We start from the raw sequence: 17,844 nt of genomic DNA, 5'->3' as shown, positions 1-17,844 counted from the left end.
AGTCCCGATCGTCACCGCTTTCGGGCTCGACGCTCCCGATACGCCGCCACGTGCTGGCGATTGCCGCAGTTGCCGGTGTCGCAGAACTTTCCCGACCGATTGCGGGACAGGTCGACCAGAACCGCGTCGCAGTCGGATGCCGCGCAGATCTTGAGCCGGCGCAGTTCGCCGATGCGGATGAGGTCCGCCAGGGCCATCGCCATCTCGGCCCCCATGCGCTGCCACAGCGGGTCGTCGACCGATGCCAGGTGCAGGTGCCACTCCGGCATCTCCGGATGCCGCGTCAGCCACGGCGAGGCGTTCGTGTCGCTGAGCAACGCGTTGACCTGATCCACCGTGCTTTCCTCGTCGTCGGCGAGCGCCCAGATCCGACCGAGCCGCTCCCGCAGGCCGTGGACGGACGCGAGTTCGGCGTCGTCGTAGTCGCGTCGGCCCGTCCAGCCGAAGCTGTCGAGGTACTCGTTCAGCGAGGCCATGTCCCCGATCCGCTCACCGTCGACACGGTCGCTGTTGATCAGGACGCACGCGGCCCGCAGGGTGAGCTCGGTGTCATGACTGAAAAGCATTTGACTCATGACGCCTCTCCTCGCTAGTGTCAGGACCGTAGTTCATTTTACTCATTACATCCCCGGAGGTGCGGTCATGGCCGTGACGAGTTCCGGTGCGCGGCCAGCCGCCGACCACTTCCGACTCGGGCTGGCCCTCGCGGTGGGTTCGGCGGTCGCGTTCGGCTCATCGGGGCCGTTCGCGAAGGCGCTGATGGAGGCGGGCTGGACCCCCACCGCCGCGGTCGTCGCCCGGCTGGCGGGTGGCGCGCTGGTGATGGCGCTGTTCGCGACCGTCGTCAGGCGCGGATGGGTCCGCGAGGCGCTGCGCCACCCCACCACGGTGCTGGCGTACGGGGTGGTGCCGATCGCCGGCGCCCAGCTGTTCTACTACAACGCCGTCGCGCACCTCTCGGTCGGCGTCGCGCTGCTGCTCGAGTACACCGCGCCCGTCCTCGTCGTGACATGGGTATGGGCCACCACCCGGCGCCGCCCGACCACGTTGACGCTGGCAGGTGTCGCGCTGGCGGTCGCCGGGATCACCCTGGTGCTCGACGTGTTCTCGGGCGCCCACATCGACCTCGTCGGCGTCGGCTGGGGCCTGGCGGCGGCCCTGTGCGCCGCCGGGTACTTCGTGATGTCGGCCAACGTCGGCTTCACTGCCGACGGTGATGACGGGATCCACCCCGTCACACTGTCCGCCGCCGGGCTGGTCGTCGGTTCGGCCGCCGTCACCCTCCTCGGCCTGACCGGAGTGATGCCGCTGACGTTCACCGCCAACGACACTGTCGTCGCCGGGTACACCACGTCGTGGGCGGTGCCGGTCATCGCCCTGGGCATCGTCGCCACCGCGATCGCCTACACGCTGGGCATCATGGGCATCGCCCGGCTGCGGCCCCGCTTCGCGTCGCTCGTCGGCCTGTCCGAGGTCATGTTCGCGGTGCTGGCGGCGTGGATCCTGCTCGGCGAGGCGATCTCCCCGACCCAGGCGTTCGGTGGCGCCATCGTCCTGGCCGGGCTGGCGTTGGCCCGGGCCGGCGACCGCTCTGAAGCGGTTGCCAATGCGAGCTGGCCGGAGGGCCCGCTCGAGGAGACGCCCGCCCGAGCGAACTGTTAGCCCCCGGACCCCTCGGTATGTGAGTATGTCCGCGTGACTTTGCTGCGCGTGACGGCCCGACTGGCGGCCGCGGCCGTCCTCGGCGCGCTCGCCGGCGGTGCGGCCCCGCTGGCGGCCGCCCAACCAGGTCCCCTGCCCGGCCCCGTGGACCCCGGTTACCCCGGGTACGGCGCAACCTCGTCGTCGTGCAGCGACATCGAGGTGATCTTCGCGCGCGGCACCGACGACACCCCGGGCCTCGGCACTCCAGGCACCGCGTTCGTCAACGCACTGCGGGGCCTGAAGAGCGGGAGCACGATCAGCACCTACGCGGTCAACTACCCCGCGTCCTACGACTTCCTGGCCGCCGCCGACGGCGCGACTGACGCCACCAACCGCGTCGCGATGCTCTCGCAGCAGTGCCCGAGCACCCGCATCGTGCTCGGCGGCTACTCGCAGGGCGCGGCGGTCGTCGACATGCTGGCGGGGGTGCCGCCGTTGGGCAACAAGATCGGCTCGATCGGGTCGGCTCCGCCGTTGCCGGGCAGCCTGGTGCCCAACGTGGCCGCCGTCGCGGTGTTCGGCAACCCGGCGGCCAAATTCAGCAACCCGATCACCAAGTCGGTGTTCGCGGGCCGGGCGATAGACCTGTGCAAGGACGGCGACCCGATCTGCTCCCGCGGCCGTAACCCGTTCGCGCACAACGACTACGTCACCGCCGGACTGGTTCAGGAGGCCGCGAACTTTGTCGCCGGACTCGTCTGAGTCCGCGCGGCGATATCATCTCGTCCCGTGAATTTCGCGCGCCCTCATCGTCGGTTCGCCGCCGCAGCCGTCATCGCGGCGATCGGCCTGATCCCCTCGCTGCTGCAGCCAGCGACCGTTTCGGCGCAGGGCTGCTCCGACGTCACGGTGGTGTTCGCCCGCGGCACCGGTGAACCACCGGGTATCGGTCGCGTCGGCCAGGCGTTGGTCGACGCCCTGCGTCCTCAGCTCGGGGGCCGGACCCTGTCGGCATACGGGGTGGCCTATCCGGCCACCTACGACTTCGCGCTGGCCGCAGACGGTGCCGCCGACGCGGCGGCGTTCATCTCCAACACCGCACAGTCGTGCCCGGACTCGCGCATCGTGCTGGGCGGGTTCTCGCAGGGCGCCGCGGTCGTCGACATGCTCGCCGGGGTGCCGCCGCTGGGTAACCGGCTCGGCGCCCTGGGGCCGGTGCTGCCGCCGAACGTCGCACCCAACGTCGCCGCGGTGGCGGTGTTCGGTAACCCCGCCACGAAGTTCGACAACCCGATCACCTCGGCTCCGTTGTTCGGGGGACGCGCGATCGACCTGTGCACCGACGGCGACCCGATCTGCTCCCGAGGCCGCAATCCGTTCGCTCACAGCGATTACGTCGGAGCCGGAATGGCGAACCAGGCTGCGGATTTCGTGGCGCGGCTGGTCTGACATCACAGCACGCGCGCCGGATTACCTTCCTGCGCGTTGATTAGGTCCTATAAGATCGGCGAGGTGCTAAACGATCTTGTTCGCTGTTGGGGACGCCGGGGGATGCTGCTCGCCGGAGCGCTCGCACTCGCCGTAGCGGGTCTGATCGCGCCTGTGCCGCAAGGCAGCCCGGGGCTCGTGCCCGTCGCAGCCGCACAGTCGTGCCCGCCTGTCGAGCTGATCTTCGCGCGCGGCCGCACCGAAGCACCCGGTGCCGGCGTGATCGGCAACGCGCTCATCAGCGCGCTGCGCAGCAAGACCAGCAAGAACATCAGTCTCTACTCCGTGCAGTACCCGGCCGACACCGAGGTCGACATCGGCGCCAATGACATGAGTTCACGGATCCAAGACATGGCGGCCCGGTGCCCCGACACCCGGCTGGTGCTCGGTGGGTACTCCCTGGGCGCCGCGGTGACCGACGTCGTGCTGGCCGCGCCGATCGCCGCGTTCGGGTTCAAGAAGCCGCTGCCCCAGGGCATGGACACCCACATCGCCGCGGTCGCGCTGTTCGGCAACGGCGCGGCGTGGGTCGGCCCGATCACGAATTTCAGCCCGCTCTACCGCGAGCGCACCATCGAGCTGTGCCACGGTGCCGACCCGATCTGCAACCCCGCCGAGCCCAAGACCTGGGAGGGCAACTGGCCCGACCACGCCGCGAGGGCGTACGTCAACGCAGGCATGGTCAACCAGGCGGCCGACTTCATCGCGGGGCGTATCTAGTCGACGACCCGCAGGTCGCGGGTCACCTTGGTCCTGGCCTCGAGTTGATCGTCGGGCGGATAGTCCACACTGACGAGCGTCAACCCCTGCGGCGGCGCCGACGCGAATTCGCTGGACCGTCGCTCGGCCGTCAACAGCCCCGCGCACCAATCGGGTTCGCGGCGGTGTTCACCGACCGCCAGCAGCGCCCCGACGAGGGAGCGGACCATCGACCAGCAGAACGCATCGGCGGTGACGTGCGCGGTGACCCGGGTGCCCTCGCTCGACCAGTCCAGCCGCTGCAGGTCACGGATGGTGGTGGCACCCTCGCGGTGCCGGCAGAAGGCGGCGAAATCGTGCAGCCCCAATAGTTTCCGGGACGCCTCGGTCATCGCCTCCACGTCGAGCGGACGCGGCCAGGCGGTCACGTAACGTGCCTCGTGCGGTTCGACACCGTACGGCGCCGTCGACAGCCGATACACGTAGTGCCTGCGCAGCGCGGAGAACCGGGCGTCGAAACCAGGGGCGGCACGCGCGATCTGCAGCACGCGGACATCGGCCGGCAGGAACCGCCCGAGGCGACGCACCAACGGCAGGAACTCGCCGTCGCCGGGCCGCGGTGTACGCGGATACGCGTGCGCCAGGGCGTCTTCCGGCACGTCGACGTGGGCGACCTGTCCGGTCGCGTGCACCCCGGTGTCGGTGCGTCCCGCCGCGCGGGTCACCACCGGAGTGCGGAACACCGTCGACAGCGCCTCGTCGATGACGCCGGCGACCGTGCGCTGTCCGGCCTGAACGGCCCAACCCGCGAATTCGGTTCCGTCGTAGGCGATGTCGAGCCGAAGACGAACGAGCCCGCCACCGGAATCGATGGCGGGCCCGCTCATGGCGTCCTCAGGACTTGTCGTCATCCTTGTCGGCTTCGGCCTCGACTTCCGAGGACTCGGCCTTGGCCTCCTCGACCGACTCGTCCTCGGTGGGACCCTCGGCGGCCTCCGGCTCGACCGCGGCCTGCGGCGCGGCTGCCGCCGCGACCGGCTGCTCGGTCTTCGAGCCCGCCGCGCCGGACTGGATGTCTCCGCCGGAGCGGCTCCGGCGGGCACGGTCGGCCTCGGAGGTCACCGTCTTCTCCCGCACCAGCTCGATGACCGCCATGGGAGCGTTGTCGCCCTTGCGGTTCTCGACCTTGATGATGCGGGTGTAGCCGCCCTCACGGTCGGCGAAGAACGGGCCGATCTCGGCGAACAGCGTATGCACGATGTCCTTGTCGCGGATCTTCTTCATCACCTCGCGCCGGTTGTGCAGCGTGCCCTTCTTGGCGTGCGTGATGAGCTTCTCCGCGTAAGGACGCAACGCCCGCGCTTTGGGCTCGGTCGTCTTGATGCGGCCGTGCTCGAAAAGCGACGTGGCCAGGTTGGCCAGGAGCGCCTTCTGGTGCGAGGACGACCCGCCGAGGCGAGGGCCCTTGGTGGGCTTGGGCATTGCGACTATCTCCTAAATGGGGCCGGCCCCCGTATCAGGTAGGGCCGGGACGGTTTGTGCTTAGAGCTGTTCGGTTTCGGCGTAGTCCTGGTTGTCGTCCAGGTCGTAGCCGGCATCGCTGTTCCAGGTGCCGGTGGCGACGTCGTAACCGGCGACCTCGGACGGGTCGAACGAGGCGGGGCTGTCCTTGAGCGAAAGGCCCAGCTGGTGCAGCTTGATCTTCACCTCGTCGATGGACTTCTGGCCGAAGTTGCGGATGTCCAGCAGATCGGACTCCGTGCGAGCGACCAGTTCGCCCACGGTGTGCACGCCTTCGCGCTTGAGGCAGTTGTACGACCGCACCGTGAGGTCCAGATCGTCGATCGGCAGCGCGAAGCTGGCGATGTGGTCGGCCTCGGCCGGCGACGGCCCGATCTCGATGCCCTCGGCCTCGACGTTGAGTTCCCGTGCCAGACCGAACAATTCGACCAGCGTCTTACCCGCCGAGGCGAGCGCGTCACGCGGGGTGATCGAATTCTTGGTCTCGACATCGAGGATCAGCTTGTCGAAGTCGGTGCGCTGCTCGACGCGGGTGGCCTCCACCTTGTAGGTGACCTTGAGCACCGGCGAGTAGATCGAATCGACCGGGATCCGGCCGATCTCGGCGCCGGAGGCCTTGTTCTGCACGGCGGGAACGTAACCGCGACCGCGCTCGACGACGAGCTCGACCTCGAGCTTGCCCTTGTCGTTGAGGGTGGCGATGTGCATCTCGGGGTTGTGCACCGTCACGCCGGCCGGCGGAACGATGTCACCCGCGGTGACCTCACCCGGCCCCTGCTTGCGCAGGTACATGGTGACCGGCTCGTCCTCTTCCGACGAGACGACCAGGCCCTTGAGGTTCAAGATGATGTCGGTGACGTCTTCCTTGACACCGGGCACCGTGGTGAACTCGTGCAGCACCCCGTCGATGCGGATGCTGGTGACCGCCGCGCCCGGGATGGACGACAGCAGCGTGCGCCGAAGCGAATTGCCAAGGGTGTAACCGAAACCGGGCTCCAGGGGTTCGATGACGAACTGAGAGCGGTTCTCGGCCTTGACCTCTTCGGACAGTGTGGGTCGCTGAGAAATCAGCATGTGTTTCTTTCCTCCTCTACGGCACCCGCTATTTGATGCCGCAAATCCCTACCGCCATCCAAGCGGCGGGAAGACTACTTCGAGTAGAGCTCGACGATCAGCTGCTCGGACAGCGGGACGTCGATCTGCGCGCGCTCGGGCAGCTGGTGCACCAGGATGCGCTGACGCTCACCGACGACCTGCAGCCAGGACGGAATCGGCCGCTCGCCCGCGGTCTCCCGGGCGATCACGAACGGATCGGTGTTGAGCGACTTTTCCTTCACGTCGATGATGTCGTACTGCGACACCCGGTAGCTCGGGATGTCGACCTTGACACCGTTGACCAGGAAGTGCCCGTGGCTGACCAGCTGGCGCGCCATCCGGCGGGTGCGGGCCAGGCCGGCGCGGTAGATGACGTTGTCCAGCCGGCTCTCCAGGATGCGCAGCAGGTTGTCACCGGTCTTGCCCGGCAGACGGTTGGCCTCTTCGTAGTAGCGACGGAACTGCTTCTCCATCACTCCGTACGAAAAGCGGGCCTTCTGCTTCTCCTGCAACTGCAGGCGGTATTCGCTCTCCTTGATCCGCGCACGGCCGTGCTGGCCGGGCGGGTAGGGGCGCTTCTCGAACGACTGATCGCCGCCGACCAGGTCGACGCCGAGGCGGCGTGACTTGCGGGTCGCGGGTCCGGTGTAACGAGCCATGTCTGTTTCTCCCTCGTCCTACTAGACCCGGCGCCGCTTCGGCGGACGGCATCCGTTGTGCGGCTGCGGCGTGACATCGGCGATCGCGCCGACCTCGAGGCCGGCGGCCTGCAACGACCGGATCGCGGTCTCGCGGCCCGAGCCCGGGCCCTTGACGAACACGTCGACCTTCTTCACGCCGTGCTCCTGCGCCTTGCGGGCGGCGTTCTCGGCCGCCAGCTGCGCGGCGAACGGCGTCGACTTACGCGAGCCCTTGAAGCCCACGTGGCCCGACGACGCCCACGCGATGACGTTGCCCGACGGGTCGGTGATGGTCACGATCGTGTTGTTGAACGTGCTCTTGATGTGTGCGGCGCCGTGCGGGACGTTCTTCTTTTCCCGGCGACGGGTCTTCTGACCCTTCTTGGGGGCGGCCGTCTTTTTAGCTGGAGGCATCTACTTACCTGGCCTTCTTCTTACCCGCGATGGTGCGCTTCGGGCCCTTGCGGGTGCGCGCGTTGGTCTTGGTCCGCTGGCCGCGCACCGGGAGGCCACGGCGGTGCCGCAGGCCCTGGTAGCAGCCGATCTCGATCTTGCGGCGGATGTCGGCCTGCACCTCGCGGCGCAGATCGCCCTCCACCTTGAGGTTCGCTTCGATGTAATCGCGCAGCTGGGTCACCTGATCATCGGTCAGGTCCTTCGTGCGCAGGTCCCGGCTGATGCCGGTGGCGTCCAGGATCTCCTGGGAGCGGGTACGGCCGACGCCGTAGATGTAGGTCAGGGCGATCTCCATGCGCTTATCGCGCGGAAGATCAACGCCCACGAGACGTGCCATCAGGCAGTGTTCCTTCTTCTATGCGGAGGTCTTGTCCCAGTCCGTTCCCGCTGTCTCGGGGTCCGGCCTCCGTGCCGGACGTTCAGAGTCGTTGGCTCTTCGCCTGACGGCTCATCGCAAGCGGCGTATCCGCTCAGTGGTACCGGGATTTCGTCATTCAGTTGTCTGGCAGCAGCGCGTTCTAGCCTTGGCGCTGCTTGTGGCGCGGATCAGAGCAGATCACCATGACCCGCCCATGCCGGCGGATCACCCTGCACTTATCGCAAATGGGCTTGACGCTCGGGTTCACCTTCACGGCGTTCGATCCTGTTCTTCCGAAGTGTCTTTACTTGTACCGGTAAACGATGCGGCCCCGGGACAGGTCGTAGGGAGACAGCTCCACCACGACGCGATCCTCGGGCAGGATGCGGATGTAGTGCTGCCGCATCTTGCCGCTGATGTGGGCAAGGACCTTGTGTCCGTTCTCCAGCTCAATGCGGAACATCGCATTGGGCAGGGGTTCGACCACGCGACCCTCGACCTCTATGGCACCGTCTTTCTTGGCCATTGTGTTTCGGAGATCCTCCGTGTCCTGATCGTTGGCGCCTGCTGGGACAGCAAACGCTCCGACCACAGAACGTGAGCCAGTAGCCAGAAATTCCTGAACAGGGGCACGCAAAGAGTCGGCGCGGTCGCCGCACCGTTGGTAAAGAATACCCGCTGACCACCGGATGACCAAAATGCGCCGGCACCGCCCCACCCACTGTCGCCGACCATCAGCATCGCGCCCGGTGAGCCGGGAAATCTCGCCCCGATATCGGCTGGACGATAGGCGCATACTTATACGCGATGACCGGCCCCTCGCCCCAGCCCCGTAAACCCGTCATATTGAGCGTGGACGACGACCCGGCGGTGTCGCGTGCCGTCGCACGCGACCTGCGCCGCCACTACGGCGAGGGGTTTCGGATCGTGCGCGCAGAGAACGGCCCCGACGCTCTCGAGACGCTCAACGAACTCAAGCTGCGCGGTGAGACCGTCGCCGTGTTCGTCGCCGACTACCGGATGCCGCAGATGAGCGGGATCGAATTCCTCGAAGAGGCGATGGACATCTTCCCGATGGCCCGCCGGGTGCTGTTGACCGCATATGCCGACACACATGCCGCAATCGACGCCATCAACGTCGTCGATCTCGACCACTACCTGCTCAAACCGTGGGACCCGCCGGAGGAGAAGCTCTACCCGGTCATCGACGCGCTGATCGAGGCGTGGCGCGAGACCGGCGACCGCGCCATCCCGCACACCAAGATCATCGGCCACCCGTGGAACGCGCGCTCGTCGGAGGTTCGCGAGTTCCTCGCCCGCAACCGGCTCTACTACACGTGGTTCCGCGCCGACGAGCCCAAGGGCAGACAGCTGCTCGACGCCGCGGGTCTCGACGGGCTGACGCTTCCGGTGGTGATCACCGAGCAGGGCGAGACGCTGGTCGCGCCCGACGACGCCGAACTCGGCGCGACGCTCGGCCTGTCCACCACCCCCGCGGAGGACTTCTACGACCTGGTCGTCATCGGCGGCGGCCCGGCGGGCCTGGCGGCGGCGGTCTACGGCGCCTCCGAGGGCCTCAAGACCGTGCTGATCGAACGCACGGCCACGGGTGGGCAGGCCGGACAGAGCTCGCGGATCGAGAACTACCTGGGCTTTCCCGACGGCGTGTCCGGCTCCCAGCTCGCCGAGCGGGCACGCAGGCAGGCCGAGAAGTTCGAGGCCGAGCTCATCACCGCAGCCGAGGTCAGCGCGCTCGAGATCGACGGCAACGCACGCACCGTCCACCTGTCCGACGGCAGATCGATCGGGACGCGGGCGGTGATCCTCGCGATGGGCGTCGAGTACCGCCAGCTGCCCGCCGAGGGCTGCTCCGACCTGACCGGTGCGGGCGTCTACTACGGGGCCACGTCGTCGGTGGCCGCCGAATGCGAGGACGAGGAGGTCTTCGTCATCGGCGGCGCGAATTCCGCAGGCCAGGCCGCGATGTTCCTGGCGCGCACGGCGAAGAAGGTGAGCATCGTCTGCCGCCGCACGCTGGAGGACTCGATGTCCTACTACCTGATCCAGCAGATCAGGGCGACCGACAACATCCGCGAACTGCCGTACACCGCCGTGCACAAGGTCGAGGGCAACGGCCACCTCGAACGCATCTGCCTGGAGAACCTGCAAACCGGTGAGCGGGAGGAACACACCTGCGGGCGGATGTTCATCTTCATCGGGGCCGAACCCCGCACCGACTGGGTCGAACAGGCCGGCATCGCCCGCGACGACCACGGATTCATCCTCGCCGGGCCCGATCTGCGCAACGTCGCCGGCTGGACGCTGGATCGTCCGCCGCACCACCTGGAAACAAGCGTGCCCGGTGTGTTTGTTGCAGGAGATGTGCGTTCCGAATCCGCCAAGAGGGTGGCGGCCGCCGTCGGCGAAGGGTCGATGGCGGTGATGTTGGTGCACCGATACCTGGCGGAGGCGTGATGGGCGACAAGAAACACGAGTGCCTTCCGGACGAACTGCGCACGCTGTTCCTCTTCGAGGCGCTCACCGACCGGCAACTGCAGATCCTGTGCGACAACGGCCACATCGCGACGTTCGAACCCGGCCCGGTGTGCACCGAGGGCGACCCCGCGACGTGCTTCTACGTCCTACTCGACGGTGAACTGGTGATGTCCAAGCGCTCGGGCGGGGTGGACATCGAGACGGGCCGCACCTCCCAGCGCGGGGTGTACTGCGGCGCCTGGTCGGCCTACGTCCCGGGTGAAGAGCACCTCTACGAAGCCTCCGTCCGCGTCACGAGGCCGTCCCGGTTCTTCGTCCTCGACGCCGACGCCTTCGCGAAGTTCATGCAGTCGGAGTTCCCGATGGCCGTGCACCTGCTCGAGGGTCACCGCGTCGGCGGCCGCCGGCAGAGCCAGATCCTCGGTCAGCGCGAGAAGCTGCTGGCGCTGGGCACCATCACCGCGGGGCTGACCCATCAGCTCAACAATCCCGCGGCCGCCGCGGCCCGCGCCGTTGCCGACCTTCGCGAGGGCGTCGGCAAGATGCGGCACAAGCTCGCGATGCTGGCCGACGGCAAGTTCACCCCGGAAGCGCTGCGGGTGCTGGTGCGGATTCAGGACGAGGTCGCCGAGCAGGTCGCCAAGTCGAAGGCGCAGGAGCTCACCGCGCTGGAGCTCTCCGACCGCGAGGAGCAGATCGGCGACTGGCTCGAAAGCCGCGGTATCGCCAGTGCGTGGGATTACGCGCCGACGTTCGTCGAGGCGGGCCTCGACCTCGACTGGCTCGAACGAGTACAGGCCTCGATCGACGACGTCGACTGCTCTGCCACGCTGCAGAGCGCACTGGGCTGGTTGAAGTACACAATCGACGCCGAGCTGCGGATGAACGAGATCGCCGACGCCAGCAAGCGGATCTCCGCGCTGCTGGCCGGCGCCAAGCAGTACTCCCAGATGGACCGCAGTGAGTACCAGGCCGCCAACGTCCACGAGTTGATCCACAGCACGATCAAGACGATCTTCGGCGACAAGGTCGGCAAGGACAAGCCGGTGAAGCTGGTGTGGGAGAAGGACACCTCGCTGCCTCAAATATTGTGCTACCCAGGCGATCTCAACGAGGTCTGGACCAACGTCATCGACAACGCGATTCAGGCGATGGACTACGAGGGCACATTGACGATCCGTACGTCGCGCGTGACCGACGAGATGATCCGGGTCGAGATCTGCGATGACGGCCAGGGCATCGCCGTAGAGAACATCGACCGCATCTTCACCCCGTTCTTCACCACCAAACCGTTCGGCCAGGGCACCGGCCTGGGACTGGACCTCGCCCGACGCATCATCGTCGAGAAGCATCACGGCGACATCCGGGTCACGTCCGCACCCGGCGACACCCGGTTCGTCATCGACCTGCCGTTGGTCGCCCCCGCCCCCGAGGCGCCGACACCGACGGAACTTCCCGTCACGGCCGGATAGCCGGAATATCCCGTCGACACCGAGAAGTTGGAGCGAACATGACGAAACCCGATCTCGGTTCCTACGGCGCGTTCGGCCACTACTCCATGTGGCAGCGACTGGCCCCGGAGCAGCTGCGGGCGATCGAAGACCTCGGATACGGCGCGATCTGGGCGGGTGGCTCCCCCGCGGCCGAGTTGGACTGGGTGGAACCGATTCTCGAAGCGACCACCAACCTCAAGCTCGCCACCGGCATCGTCAACATCTGGACCGCCGAAGCCGGTCCGGTCAGCGAGTCGTTCCACCGCATCGAGAAGGCCTACCCGGGACGGTTCCTGCTGGGCATCGGCGTCGGCCACCCCGAGGCCCACACCGAGTACCGCAAACCGTATGACGCGCTCACCGACTACCTCGACAAGCTCGACGAGTACGGGGTGCCGAAGGACCGACGGGTCGTCGCCGCGCTGGGTCCGCGGGTGCTCAAGCTGTCCGCCGAACGCTCCGCCGGCGCGCATCCGTACCTGACGACACCCGAACACACCGCCGAGGCGCGCAAGATCATCGGAGCGGATGCATTCCTCGCGCCGGAACACAAGGTGGTGCTGACGAGGGACGCGGAGCAGGCGCGTGCGGTCGGTCGCAAGGCGCTCGACATCTACCTCAATCTCCGCAACTACCTCAACAACTGGAAGCGCCTCGGATTCACCGACGACGAGATAGCGAAGCCGGGTGGCGACCGGCTTGTCGACTCCGTGGTGGCGTATGGCACCGTCGACGCCATAGCCGCACGACTCGAGGAGCATCACGCCGCGGGCGCCGACCACGTGCCCGTGCAAGTGCTCACCGGACCGGACAAGCTGGTGGACGCGTTGGCGCAGTTGGCGGGTCCGCTCGGCCTGAAGTGACGTCACCACGAAGGGATCCGCATGACTGAGCTCAAGCCCAACCTCGGCCGCTACGGCGTCTGGACGTTCGGGGCACCGAAGCCCGAACAGGCCGTGGAGATCGAGAAACTCGGCTACGGCGCGGTGTGGATCGGCGGATCCCCTGCCGGCAACCTCGAATACGTCGAGCCCATCCTCGAGCGCACCGAGAACCTCACGGTCGCCACCGGCATCATCAACGTGTGGACGGCGCCGGCCGACGAGGTCGCCGAGGCGTATCACCGCGTCGAGGACGCCTATCCGGGCCGCTTCCTGCTGGGCATCGGTATCGGCCACCCCGAACACACCGAGGAGTACCGCAAGCCCTACGACGTGCTCGTCGAATACCTCGACGCGTTGGACGCGAAGAAGGTGCCGACCAGTCGCCGGGTGGTCGCAGCGCTCGGGCCCAAGGTGCTGAAGCTCTCGGCGCAGCGCAGCGCGGGGGCGCACCCGTACCTCACCACCCCACAGCACACCGGAGAGTCGCGAAACCTGCTCGGGCCCACGGTCTTCATCGCACCCGAGCACAAGGTCGTTTTGGCCCGCGACGCCGAGGCGTCGCGCGAGATCGGCAGGCAGACAATCGATTTCTACCTGAACCTGTCGAACTACCTGAACAACTGGAAGCGGCTGGGATTCACCGATGACGACGTCGAGAAGCCCGGGAGCGACCGGTTGATCGACGCGCTCGTCGCGCACGGCACACCCGACTCGATCGCCGCGCGACTCAACGAGCACCTCGACGCCGGTGCCGATCATGTCGCAATTCAGGTGCTCGGCGGCTGGGACGTCCTGATCCCGACCCTTACCGAATTGGCGGGCCCGCTGGGCCTGAAGGGCTGACCGTCGCGGGCGTTCCGCTGAGTCAGAACGGTCGCGCGTTGTATCGGTCGTCGTTGGCGAAGCGCTCGTGGAGGGTGCGCAGCACGGTGGCGCACGCGGCACGGTCGGCGGCGTCAATGCGGTCGAGCACCCGCCGCAGCTCACGACGGCGGTACGCCGTCACCTGCCGGACAATATCGCGGCCCTTGTCCGTCAGCTCCAGGGTCACGACACTGCGGTTGGCGGGATCCCCGCCGCGCATCAGGTAGCCGCGGGCGTGCAACCGGTCGGCCAGGCGGGTCACCGAGGAGCCGACCACGCCGAGCGCAGCGGCACAGGCCGACGATGTCGACGGCCCAGACTGCGCCAGCACGAGCAGTAACCGAAACTGGGGCAGCGACACGTCCACTCGGTCCACGCTGCGCAGTGCGACCCCCACCAGGTCCGCCGTCGCGGCCTCGAACGCCACGAGCTCTTCCACCGGCGTCTTGGTTACGTCCGCCTTCTGCCTGGGCACGCGCCAAGTATCGCATGACGCAAGCCCGCCGACCATCAATTGCTTAAAGCAACCCTTGCACTATGCAAGACAACGTAGCAGAGTGGCACTTGAGTCGATCCAATCTTCAGGGGTGGTGCATGGTGACCCTCTGGCAGAGCCGCCTGCGACTGTCGGGATTGCGGGTGACGAAACCGCGTGTGGCGGTGCTGGCCGAGGTGAGCGAGCAACCACACGCCGACGTGGAGGCAATCACCGCGGGTGCGCGCAAGCGCATCGGATCGCTGTCGACGCAGGCGGTCTACGACGTGTTGTATGCGTTGACGGACGCCGGCCTGTTGCGACGTATCGAGCCGGCCGGCTCGCCGGCCCGCTTCGAGCTCGAGACCGGAGACAACCACCACCATCTCGTCTGTCGGTCCTGCGGCGAGATCGTCGATGTCGAATGCGCGACCGGCGAGAAACCCTGCCTGCGACCTGACGAAGAGTCGGGCTACCTGATCAAGCAAGCCGAAGTGACGTTCTGGGGCATCTGCCCCGAATGCCAAGCCAGCCCAAAGAATTAACAGCCCACGCGATTGGAGATCGGCATGACCACACCACCCTCCGGCTCGACCACCGGGTCCGGCGCCCCCGCCTTCAGCGACCGCAACTCGTTGACGGTCGGCGCAGGCGGCCCGATCGTCCTGCACGACGTGCATTTCCTGGAGCAGATGGCCCACTTCAACCGTGAACGCGTGCCCGAACGCAGCCCCCACGCCAAGGGCTCCGGCGCGTTCGGCGTCCTCAAGGTGACCGAAGATGTCAGCCAGTACACGAAGGCGGCGCTGTTTCAAAGGGGCGCCGAAACCGACTTGCTCGTGCGCTTTTCCACCGTCGCCGGCGAACAGGGCAGTCCGGATACCTGGCGTGACGTTCGCGGTTATGCGATGAAGTTCTACACGTCCGAGGGCAACTACGACATCGTCGGCAACAACACCCCGATCTTCTTCCTGCGCGACCCGATCAAGTTTCCCCACTTCATCAGAAGCCAGAAGCGGTTACCCGACTCCGGGCTGCGCTCGGCTCAAATGCAATGGGATTTCTGGACTCTGAACCCGGAGTCGGCACACCAGGTCACCTACCTGATGGGGCAACGGGGCTTACCGAAAACCTGGCGGCACATGAACGGCTACGGCTCGCATACGTACATGTGGGTCAACGGAGGCGGCGAGAAATTCTGGGTCAAGTACCACTTCCACACCCACCAGGGCATGGAATTCCTCACCAACGATGAAGCCGCGACGATGGCCGGCGAGGACGCCGACTTCCATCGGCGCGACCTCTTCGAGGCCATCGCCCGCGGTGACCATCCGAGTTGGCGCCTCTCGGTGCAGGTGATGCCCTACACCGAGGCCGCGGACTATCGGTTCAATCCTTTTGACCTGACCAAGGTCTGGCCGCACGCGGACTATCCGTTGATCCCGGTCGGCATCTACACGCTCAACCGCAACCCGGAGAACTTCTTCGCCCAGATCGAGCAGGCCGCGTTCTCCCCCGGCAACACCGTGCCGGGCACCGGCCTGTCCCCGGACAAGATGTTGCTGGGGCGCGCCTTCGCCTACAACGACGCTCAACGCAACCGCATCGGAACCAACTTCCACCAGCTGCCGGTCAACCAGCCCCGCGCGGGCGTCGAGACGAACACCTATCTGTTCGACGGGCAGATGACCTACCACCACTCCGGCGCCTCCGCGGTCTATGCACCCAACAGCACCGGTCGCCCCTGGGCCGATACCACCGGCCCGGCAGAGGACGGCTGGGAGGCGGACGGCGAATTGCTGCGCGCGGCGTACGCCCTGCACTCCGAGGACGACGACTTCGGACAGGCCGGCACGCTGGTGCGGGAGGTCTGGGATGACCCGCAGCGCAGCGCTGCGGTCGAGACGATCTCCGGGGCCCTGCTCGGCGGCGTCAGCGGGGACGTCCTGGATCGGGCGCTGCAGTACTGGCGCAACATCGACGCCGATTTCGGCGCTCGCATCGAGAAGGCCGTCCGCGCAGGTGGACAGGCCGAACCGGTGGACGGCATGGGCGAGGCCTAGTCACGAAAACCGCTCCAGCGTCGACTCTTGCGTCGGCTGGCACCGCATTACTAGGATATCCAACTATCTATTCAGTGAGGGGCACGCTCATGACCACCCAGGTTCCGCATTTCATCGACGGCAAGCGCACGAACGGACAGTCGAGCCGCACCGCCGACATCTTCAACCCCAGCACCGGTGAAGTGCAGGCGCAGGTGTCGATGGCCTCGACGGCCGACGTCGACGCGGCGGTCGCCGGCGCGGCCAAGGCGCAGAAGGAATGGGCGGCGTGGAACCCCCAGCGCCGCGCGCGCGTGCTGATGAAGTTCATCGAGCTGGTCAACCAGAACGCCGACGAGCTCGCTCGACTGCTGTCTCTCGAGCACGGCAAAACCCACGCCGACTCGCTCGGCGACATCCAGCGCGGACTCGAGGTCATCGAGTTCAGCGTCGGCATCCCGCACCTGCTCAAGGGGGAATACACCGAGGGCGCCGGCCCCGGCATCGACGTCTACTCGCTGCGACAGCCGCTAGGTGTCGTCGCGGGCATCACACCGTTCAACTTCCCGGCGATGATCCCGCTCTGGAAAGCCGGCCCCGCATTGGCGTGCGGCAACGCCTTCATCCTCAAACCGTCCGAACGTGACCCCTCGGTGCCGCTCCGCCTAGCCGAGCTGTTCCTCGAGGCGGGCCTGCCCCCCGGCGTCTTCCAGGTCGTGCAGGGGGATAAGGAAGCCGTCGACGCCATCCTCGAACACCCGGCGATTCAGGCCGTCGGCTTCGTCGGCAGCTCCGACATCGCGCAGTACATCTATGCGGGCGCGACGGCAAACGGAAAGCGCGCGCAGTGCTTCGGCGGCGCGAAGAACCACATGATCGTGATGCCCGATGCCGATCTCGACCAGGCCGTCGACGCGCTGATCGGCGCCGGCTACGGCAGTGCGGGTGAGCGCTGCATGGCGATCAGTGTCGCGGTACCTGTCGGCGACGAGACCGCAGATCGCCTGCGGGCCAGGCTCGTCGAGCGGATCAACAACCTGCGGGTGGGCCACAGTCTCGACCCGAAGGCCGATTACGGGCCGCTGGTGACCGAAGCAGCGCTTCAGCGCGTGCGCGGCTACATCGACGCCGGTGTCGAGGCGGGCGCCGAGATCGTGGTCGACGGCCGTGAACGCGCCAGTGACGAACTGCAATTCGGTGACGACAGCCTTGAGAACGGCTGGTTCATCGGCCCCACCCTGTTCGACCACGTCACCACCGACATGTCGGTCTACACCGATGAGATCTTCGGACCGGTGTTGTGCATCGTGCGCGCCAAGGACTACGAAGAGGCGCTCGCACTGCCCTCGGAGCACGAGTACGGCAACGGCGTCGCGATCTTCACCCGCGACGGCGACGCGGCCCGCGACTTCGTGTCCCGCGTGCAGGTCGGCATGGTCGGCGTCAACGTTCCGATCCCGGTGCCGGTCGCCTATCACACCTTCGGCGGTTGGAAGCGGTCCGGTTTCGGGGACCTCAACCAGCACGGTCCGCATTCGATCCTGTTCTACACCAAGACCAAGACCGTCACGCAGCGGTGGCCGTCCGGCATCAAGGACGGCGCTGAGTTCGTCCTGCCGACGATGAAGTAGCGCACGAGACCACCGGCA

The 17,844-nt window shown here is 67.0% G+C and carries 21 protein-coding genes; 11 read left to right on the top strand and 10 right to left on the bottom strand.

Annotation, left to right across the window (positions count from 1 at the left end):
• Positions 1-11: 11 nt before the first annotated feature.
• The gene (locus tag A5752_RS24075) at positions 12-566 is read right to left on the bottom strand and encodes a CGNR zinc finger domain-containing protein (RefSeq protein WP_067091173.1); all 555 of its coding nucleotides are present in this window, start codon (positions 564-566) and stop codon (positions 12-14) included.
• 76 nt (positions 567-642) lie between these two features.
• Here A5752_RS24075 and A5752_RS24070 point away from each other — a divergent pair, with 76 nt between their 5' ends.
• The 4 genes from A5752_RS24070 (at position 643) to A5752_RS24055 (ending at position 3,852) form a co-directional block, all read left to right on the top strand.
• Positions 643-1,662: an EamA family transporter gene (locus A5752_RS24070; protein WP_067091171.1), complete on the top strand. Its 1,020-nt coding sequence runs from the start codon at positions 643-645 to the stop codon at positions 1,660-1,662.
• 33 nt (positions 1,663-1,695) lie between these two features.
• Positions 1,696-2,406 (top strand): cutinase family protein, encoded by a 711-nt coding sequence (locus A5752_RS24065; protein WP_067091168.1) that lies wholly within the window; start codon positions 1,696-1,698, stop codon positions 2,404-2,406.
• 27 nt (positions 2,407-2,433) lie between these two features.
• Positions 2,434-3,093, top strand: a complete 660-nt coding sequence (locus tag A5752_RS24060) for a cutinase family protein (protein WP_067091165.1) — start codon at positions 2,434-2,436, stop codon at positions 3,091-3,093.
• Between the two features lie 102 nt (positions 3,094-3,195).
• On the top strand, positions 3,196-3,852 hold the full coding sequence (locus A5752_RS24055) for a cutinase family protein (protein ID WP_082964037.1): 657 nt from the start codon (positions 3,196-3,198) through the stop codon (positions 3,850-3,852).
• On the opposite strand, the gene truA is transcribed toward A5752_RS24055, so the two are convergent.
• From truA to infA, 8 genes are all read right to left on the bottom strand, one after another.
• The gene (truA, locus tag A5752_RS24050) at positions 3,849-4,718 is read right to left on the bottom strand and encodes a tRNA pseudouridine(38-40) synthase TruA (protein ID WP_067091161.1); all 870 of its coding nucleotides are present in this window, start codon (positions 4,716-4,718) and stop codon (positions 3,849-3,851) included. The genes A5752_RS24055 and truA overlap by 4 nt on opposite strands.
• Before the next feature lie 7 nt (positions 4,719-4,725).
• Entirely contained in the window at positions 4,726-5,313 is a 588-nt protein-coding gene (gene rplQ, locus A5752_RS24045; protein ID WP_067091158.1) for a 50S ribosomal protein L17, read from the bottom strand.
• A 60-nt stretch (positions 5,314-5,373) separates the two neighbouring features.
• On the bottom strand, positions 5,374-6,426 hold the full coding sequence (locus tag A5752_RS24040) for a DNA-directed RNA polymerase subunit alpha (RefSeq protein ID WP_067091154.1): 1,053 nt from the start codon (positions 6,424-6,426) through the stop codon (positions 5,374-5,376).
• 74 nt (positions 6,427-6,500) lie between these two features.
• The gene (gene rpsD / locus A5752_RS24035) at positions 6,501-7,106 is read right to left on the bottom strand and encodes a 30S ribosomal protein S4 (RefSeq protein WP_064413278.1); all 606 of its coding nucleotides are present in this window, start codon (positions 7,104-7,106) and stop codon (positions 6,501-6,503) included.
• A 21-nt stretch (positions 7,107-7,127) separates the two neighbouring features.
• Positions 7,128-7,541, bottom strand: a complete 414-nt coding sequence (rpsK, locus tag A5752_RS24030) for a 30S ribosomal protein S11 (RefSeq protein ID WP_067091152.1) — start codon at positions 7,539-7,541, stop codon at positions 7,128-7,130.
• Positions 7,542-7,545: 4 nt separating this feature from the next.
• The gene (gene rpsM, locus A5752_RS24025; RefSeq protein ID WP_064345640.1) at positions 7,546-7,920 is read right to left on the bottom strand and encodes a 30S ribosomal protein S13; all 375 of its coding nucleotides are present in this window, start codon (positions 7,918-7,920) and stop codon (positions 7,546-7,548) included.
• Positions 7,921-8,101: 181 nt separating this feature from the next.
• Positions 8,102-8,215 (bottom strand): 50S ribosomal protein L36, encoded by a 114-nt coding sequence (rpmJ, locus tag A5752_RS27280; protein ID WP_003879483.1) that lies wholly within the window; start codon positions 8,213-8,215, stop codon positions 8,102-8,104.
• Positions 8,216-8,245: 30 nt separating this feature from the next.
• Positions 8,246-8,467 carry a translation initiation factor IF-1 gene (gene infA / locus A5752_RS24020; RefSeq protein ID WP_003418601.1) on the bottom strand — a complete coding sequence of 74 codons (222 nt, stop codon included), beginning with the start codon at positions 8,465-8,467 and terminating at the stop codon, positions 8,246-8,248.
• 281 nt (positions 8,468-8,748) lie between these two features.
• On the opposite strand from infA, the gene A5752_RS24015 reads away from it, so the two are divergent.
• Genes A5752_RS24015 through A5752_RS24000 form a run of 4 tightly spaced genes read left to right on the top strand, consistent with a single transcriptional unit; the run spans position 8,749 to position 13,657 of the window.
• Positions 8,749-10,416: an NAD(P)/FAD-dependent oxidoreductase gene (locus A5752_RS24015; RefSeq protein ID WP_067091149.1), complete on the top strand. Its 1,668-nt coding sequence runs from the start codon at positions 8,749-8,751 to the stop codon at positions 10,414-10,416.
• Positions 10,416-11,909: an ATP-binding protein gene (locus A5752_RS24010; protein ID WP_067091147.1), complete on the top strand. Its 1,494-nt coding sequence runs from the start codon at positions 10,416-10,418 to the stop codon at positions 11,907-11,909. Before A5752_RS24015 ends, A5752_RS24010 begins: the two co-directional genes overlap by 1 nt.
• 38 nt (positions 11,910-11,947) lie before the next feature.
• Positions 11,948-12,793, top strand: coding sequence for an LLM class F420-dependent oxidoreductase (locus A5752_RS24005; protein WP_067091144.1), 846 nt, complete (start codon positions 11,948-11,950; stop codon positions 12,791-12,793).
• A 21-nt stretch (positions 12,794-12,814) separates the two neighbouring features.
• Positions 12,815-13,657, top strand: coding sequence for an LLM class F420-dependent oxidoreductase (locus A5752_RS24000; protein WP_067091141.1), 843 nt, complete (start codon positions 12,815-12,817; stop codon positions 13,655-13,657).
• Positions 13,658-13,679: 22 nt separating this feature from the next.
• Here the strand turns inward: A5752_RS24000 and A5752_RS23995 are convergent, their stop codons facing one another.
• A complete protein-coding gene (locus A5752_RS23995) occupies positions 13,680-14,153 on the bottom strand; it encodes a MarR family winged helix-turn-helix transcriptional regulator (protein WP_231983496.1) in 474 nt (157 codons plus the stop codon).
• 119 nt (positions 14,154-14,272) lie between these two features.
• On the opposite strand from A5752_RS23995, the gene A5752_RS23990 reads away from it, so the two are divergent.
• The 3 genes from A5752_RS23990 to A5752_RS23980 all read left to right on the top strand — a co-directional run bounded on the left by A5752_RS23990 (position 14,273) and on the right by A5752_RS23980 (position 17,826).
• Positions 14,273-14,698, top strand: coding sequence for a Fur family transcriptional regulator (locus tag A5752_RS23990; RefSeq protein WP_067091136.1), 426 nt, complete (start codon positions 14,273-14,275; stop codon positions 14,696-14,698).
• 24 nt (positions 14,699-14,722) lie between these two features.
• Entirely contained in the window at positions 14,723-16,216 is a 1,494-nt protein-coding gene (locus A5752_RS23985; protein WP_067091133.1) for a catalase, read from the top strand.
• An 89-nt stretch (positions 16,217-16,305) separates the two neighbouring features.
• Positions 16,306-17,826 (top strand): CoA-acylating methylmalonate-semialdehyde dehydrogenase, encoded by a 1,521-nt coding sequence (locus A5752_RS23980; RefSeq protein ID WP_067091132.1) that lies wholly within the window; start codon positions 16,306-16,308, stop codon positions 17,824-17,826.
• Positions 17,827-17,844: the final 18 nt, after the last annotated feature.

It is taken from the genome of Mycobacterium sp. 852002-51961_SCH5331710, from assembly GCF_001665535.1.
GTDB lineage: Bacteria > Actinomycetota > Actinomycetes > Mycobacteriales > Mycobacteriaceae > Mycobacterium.
This window is presented reverse-complemented; position numbering and strand designations above follow the sequence as displayed.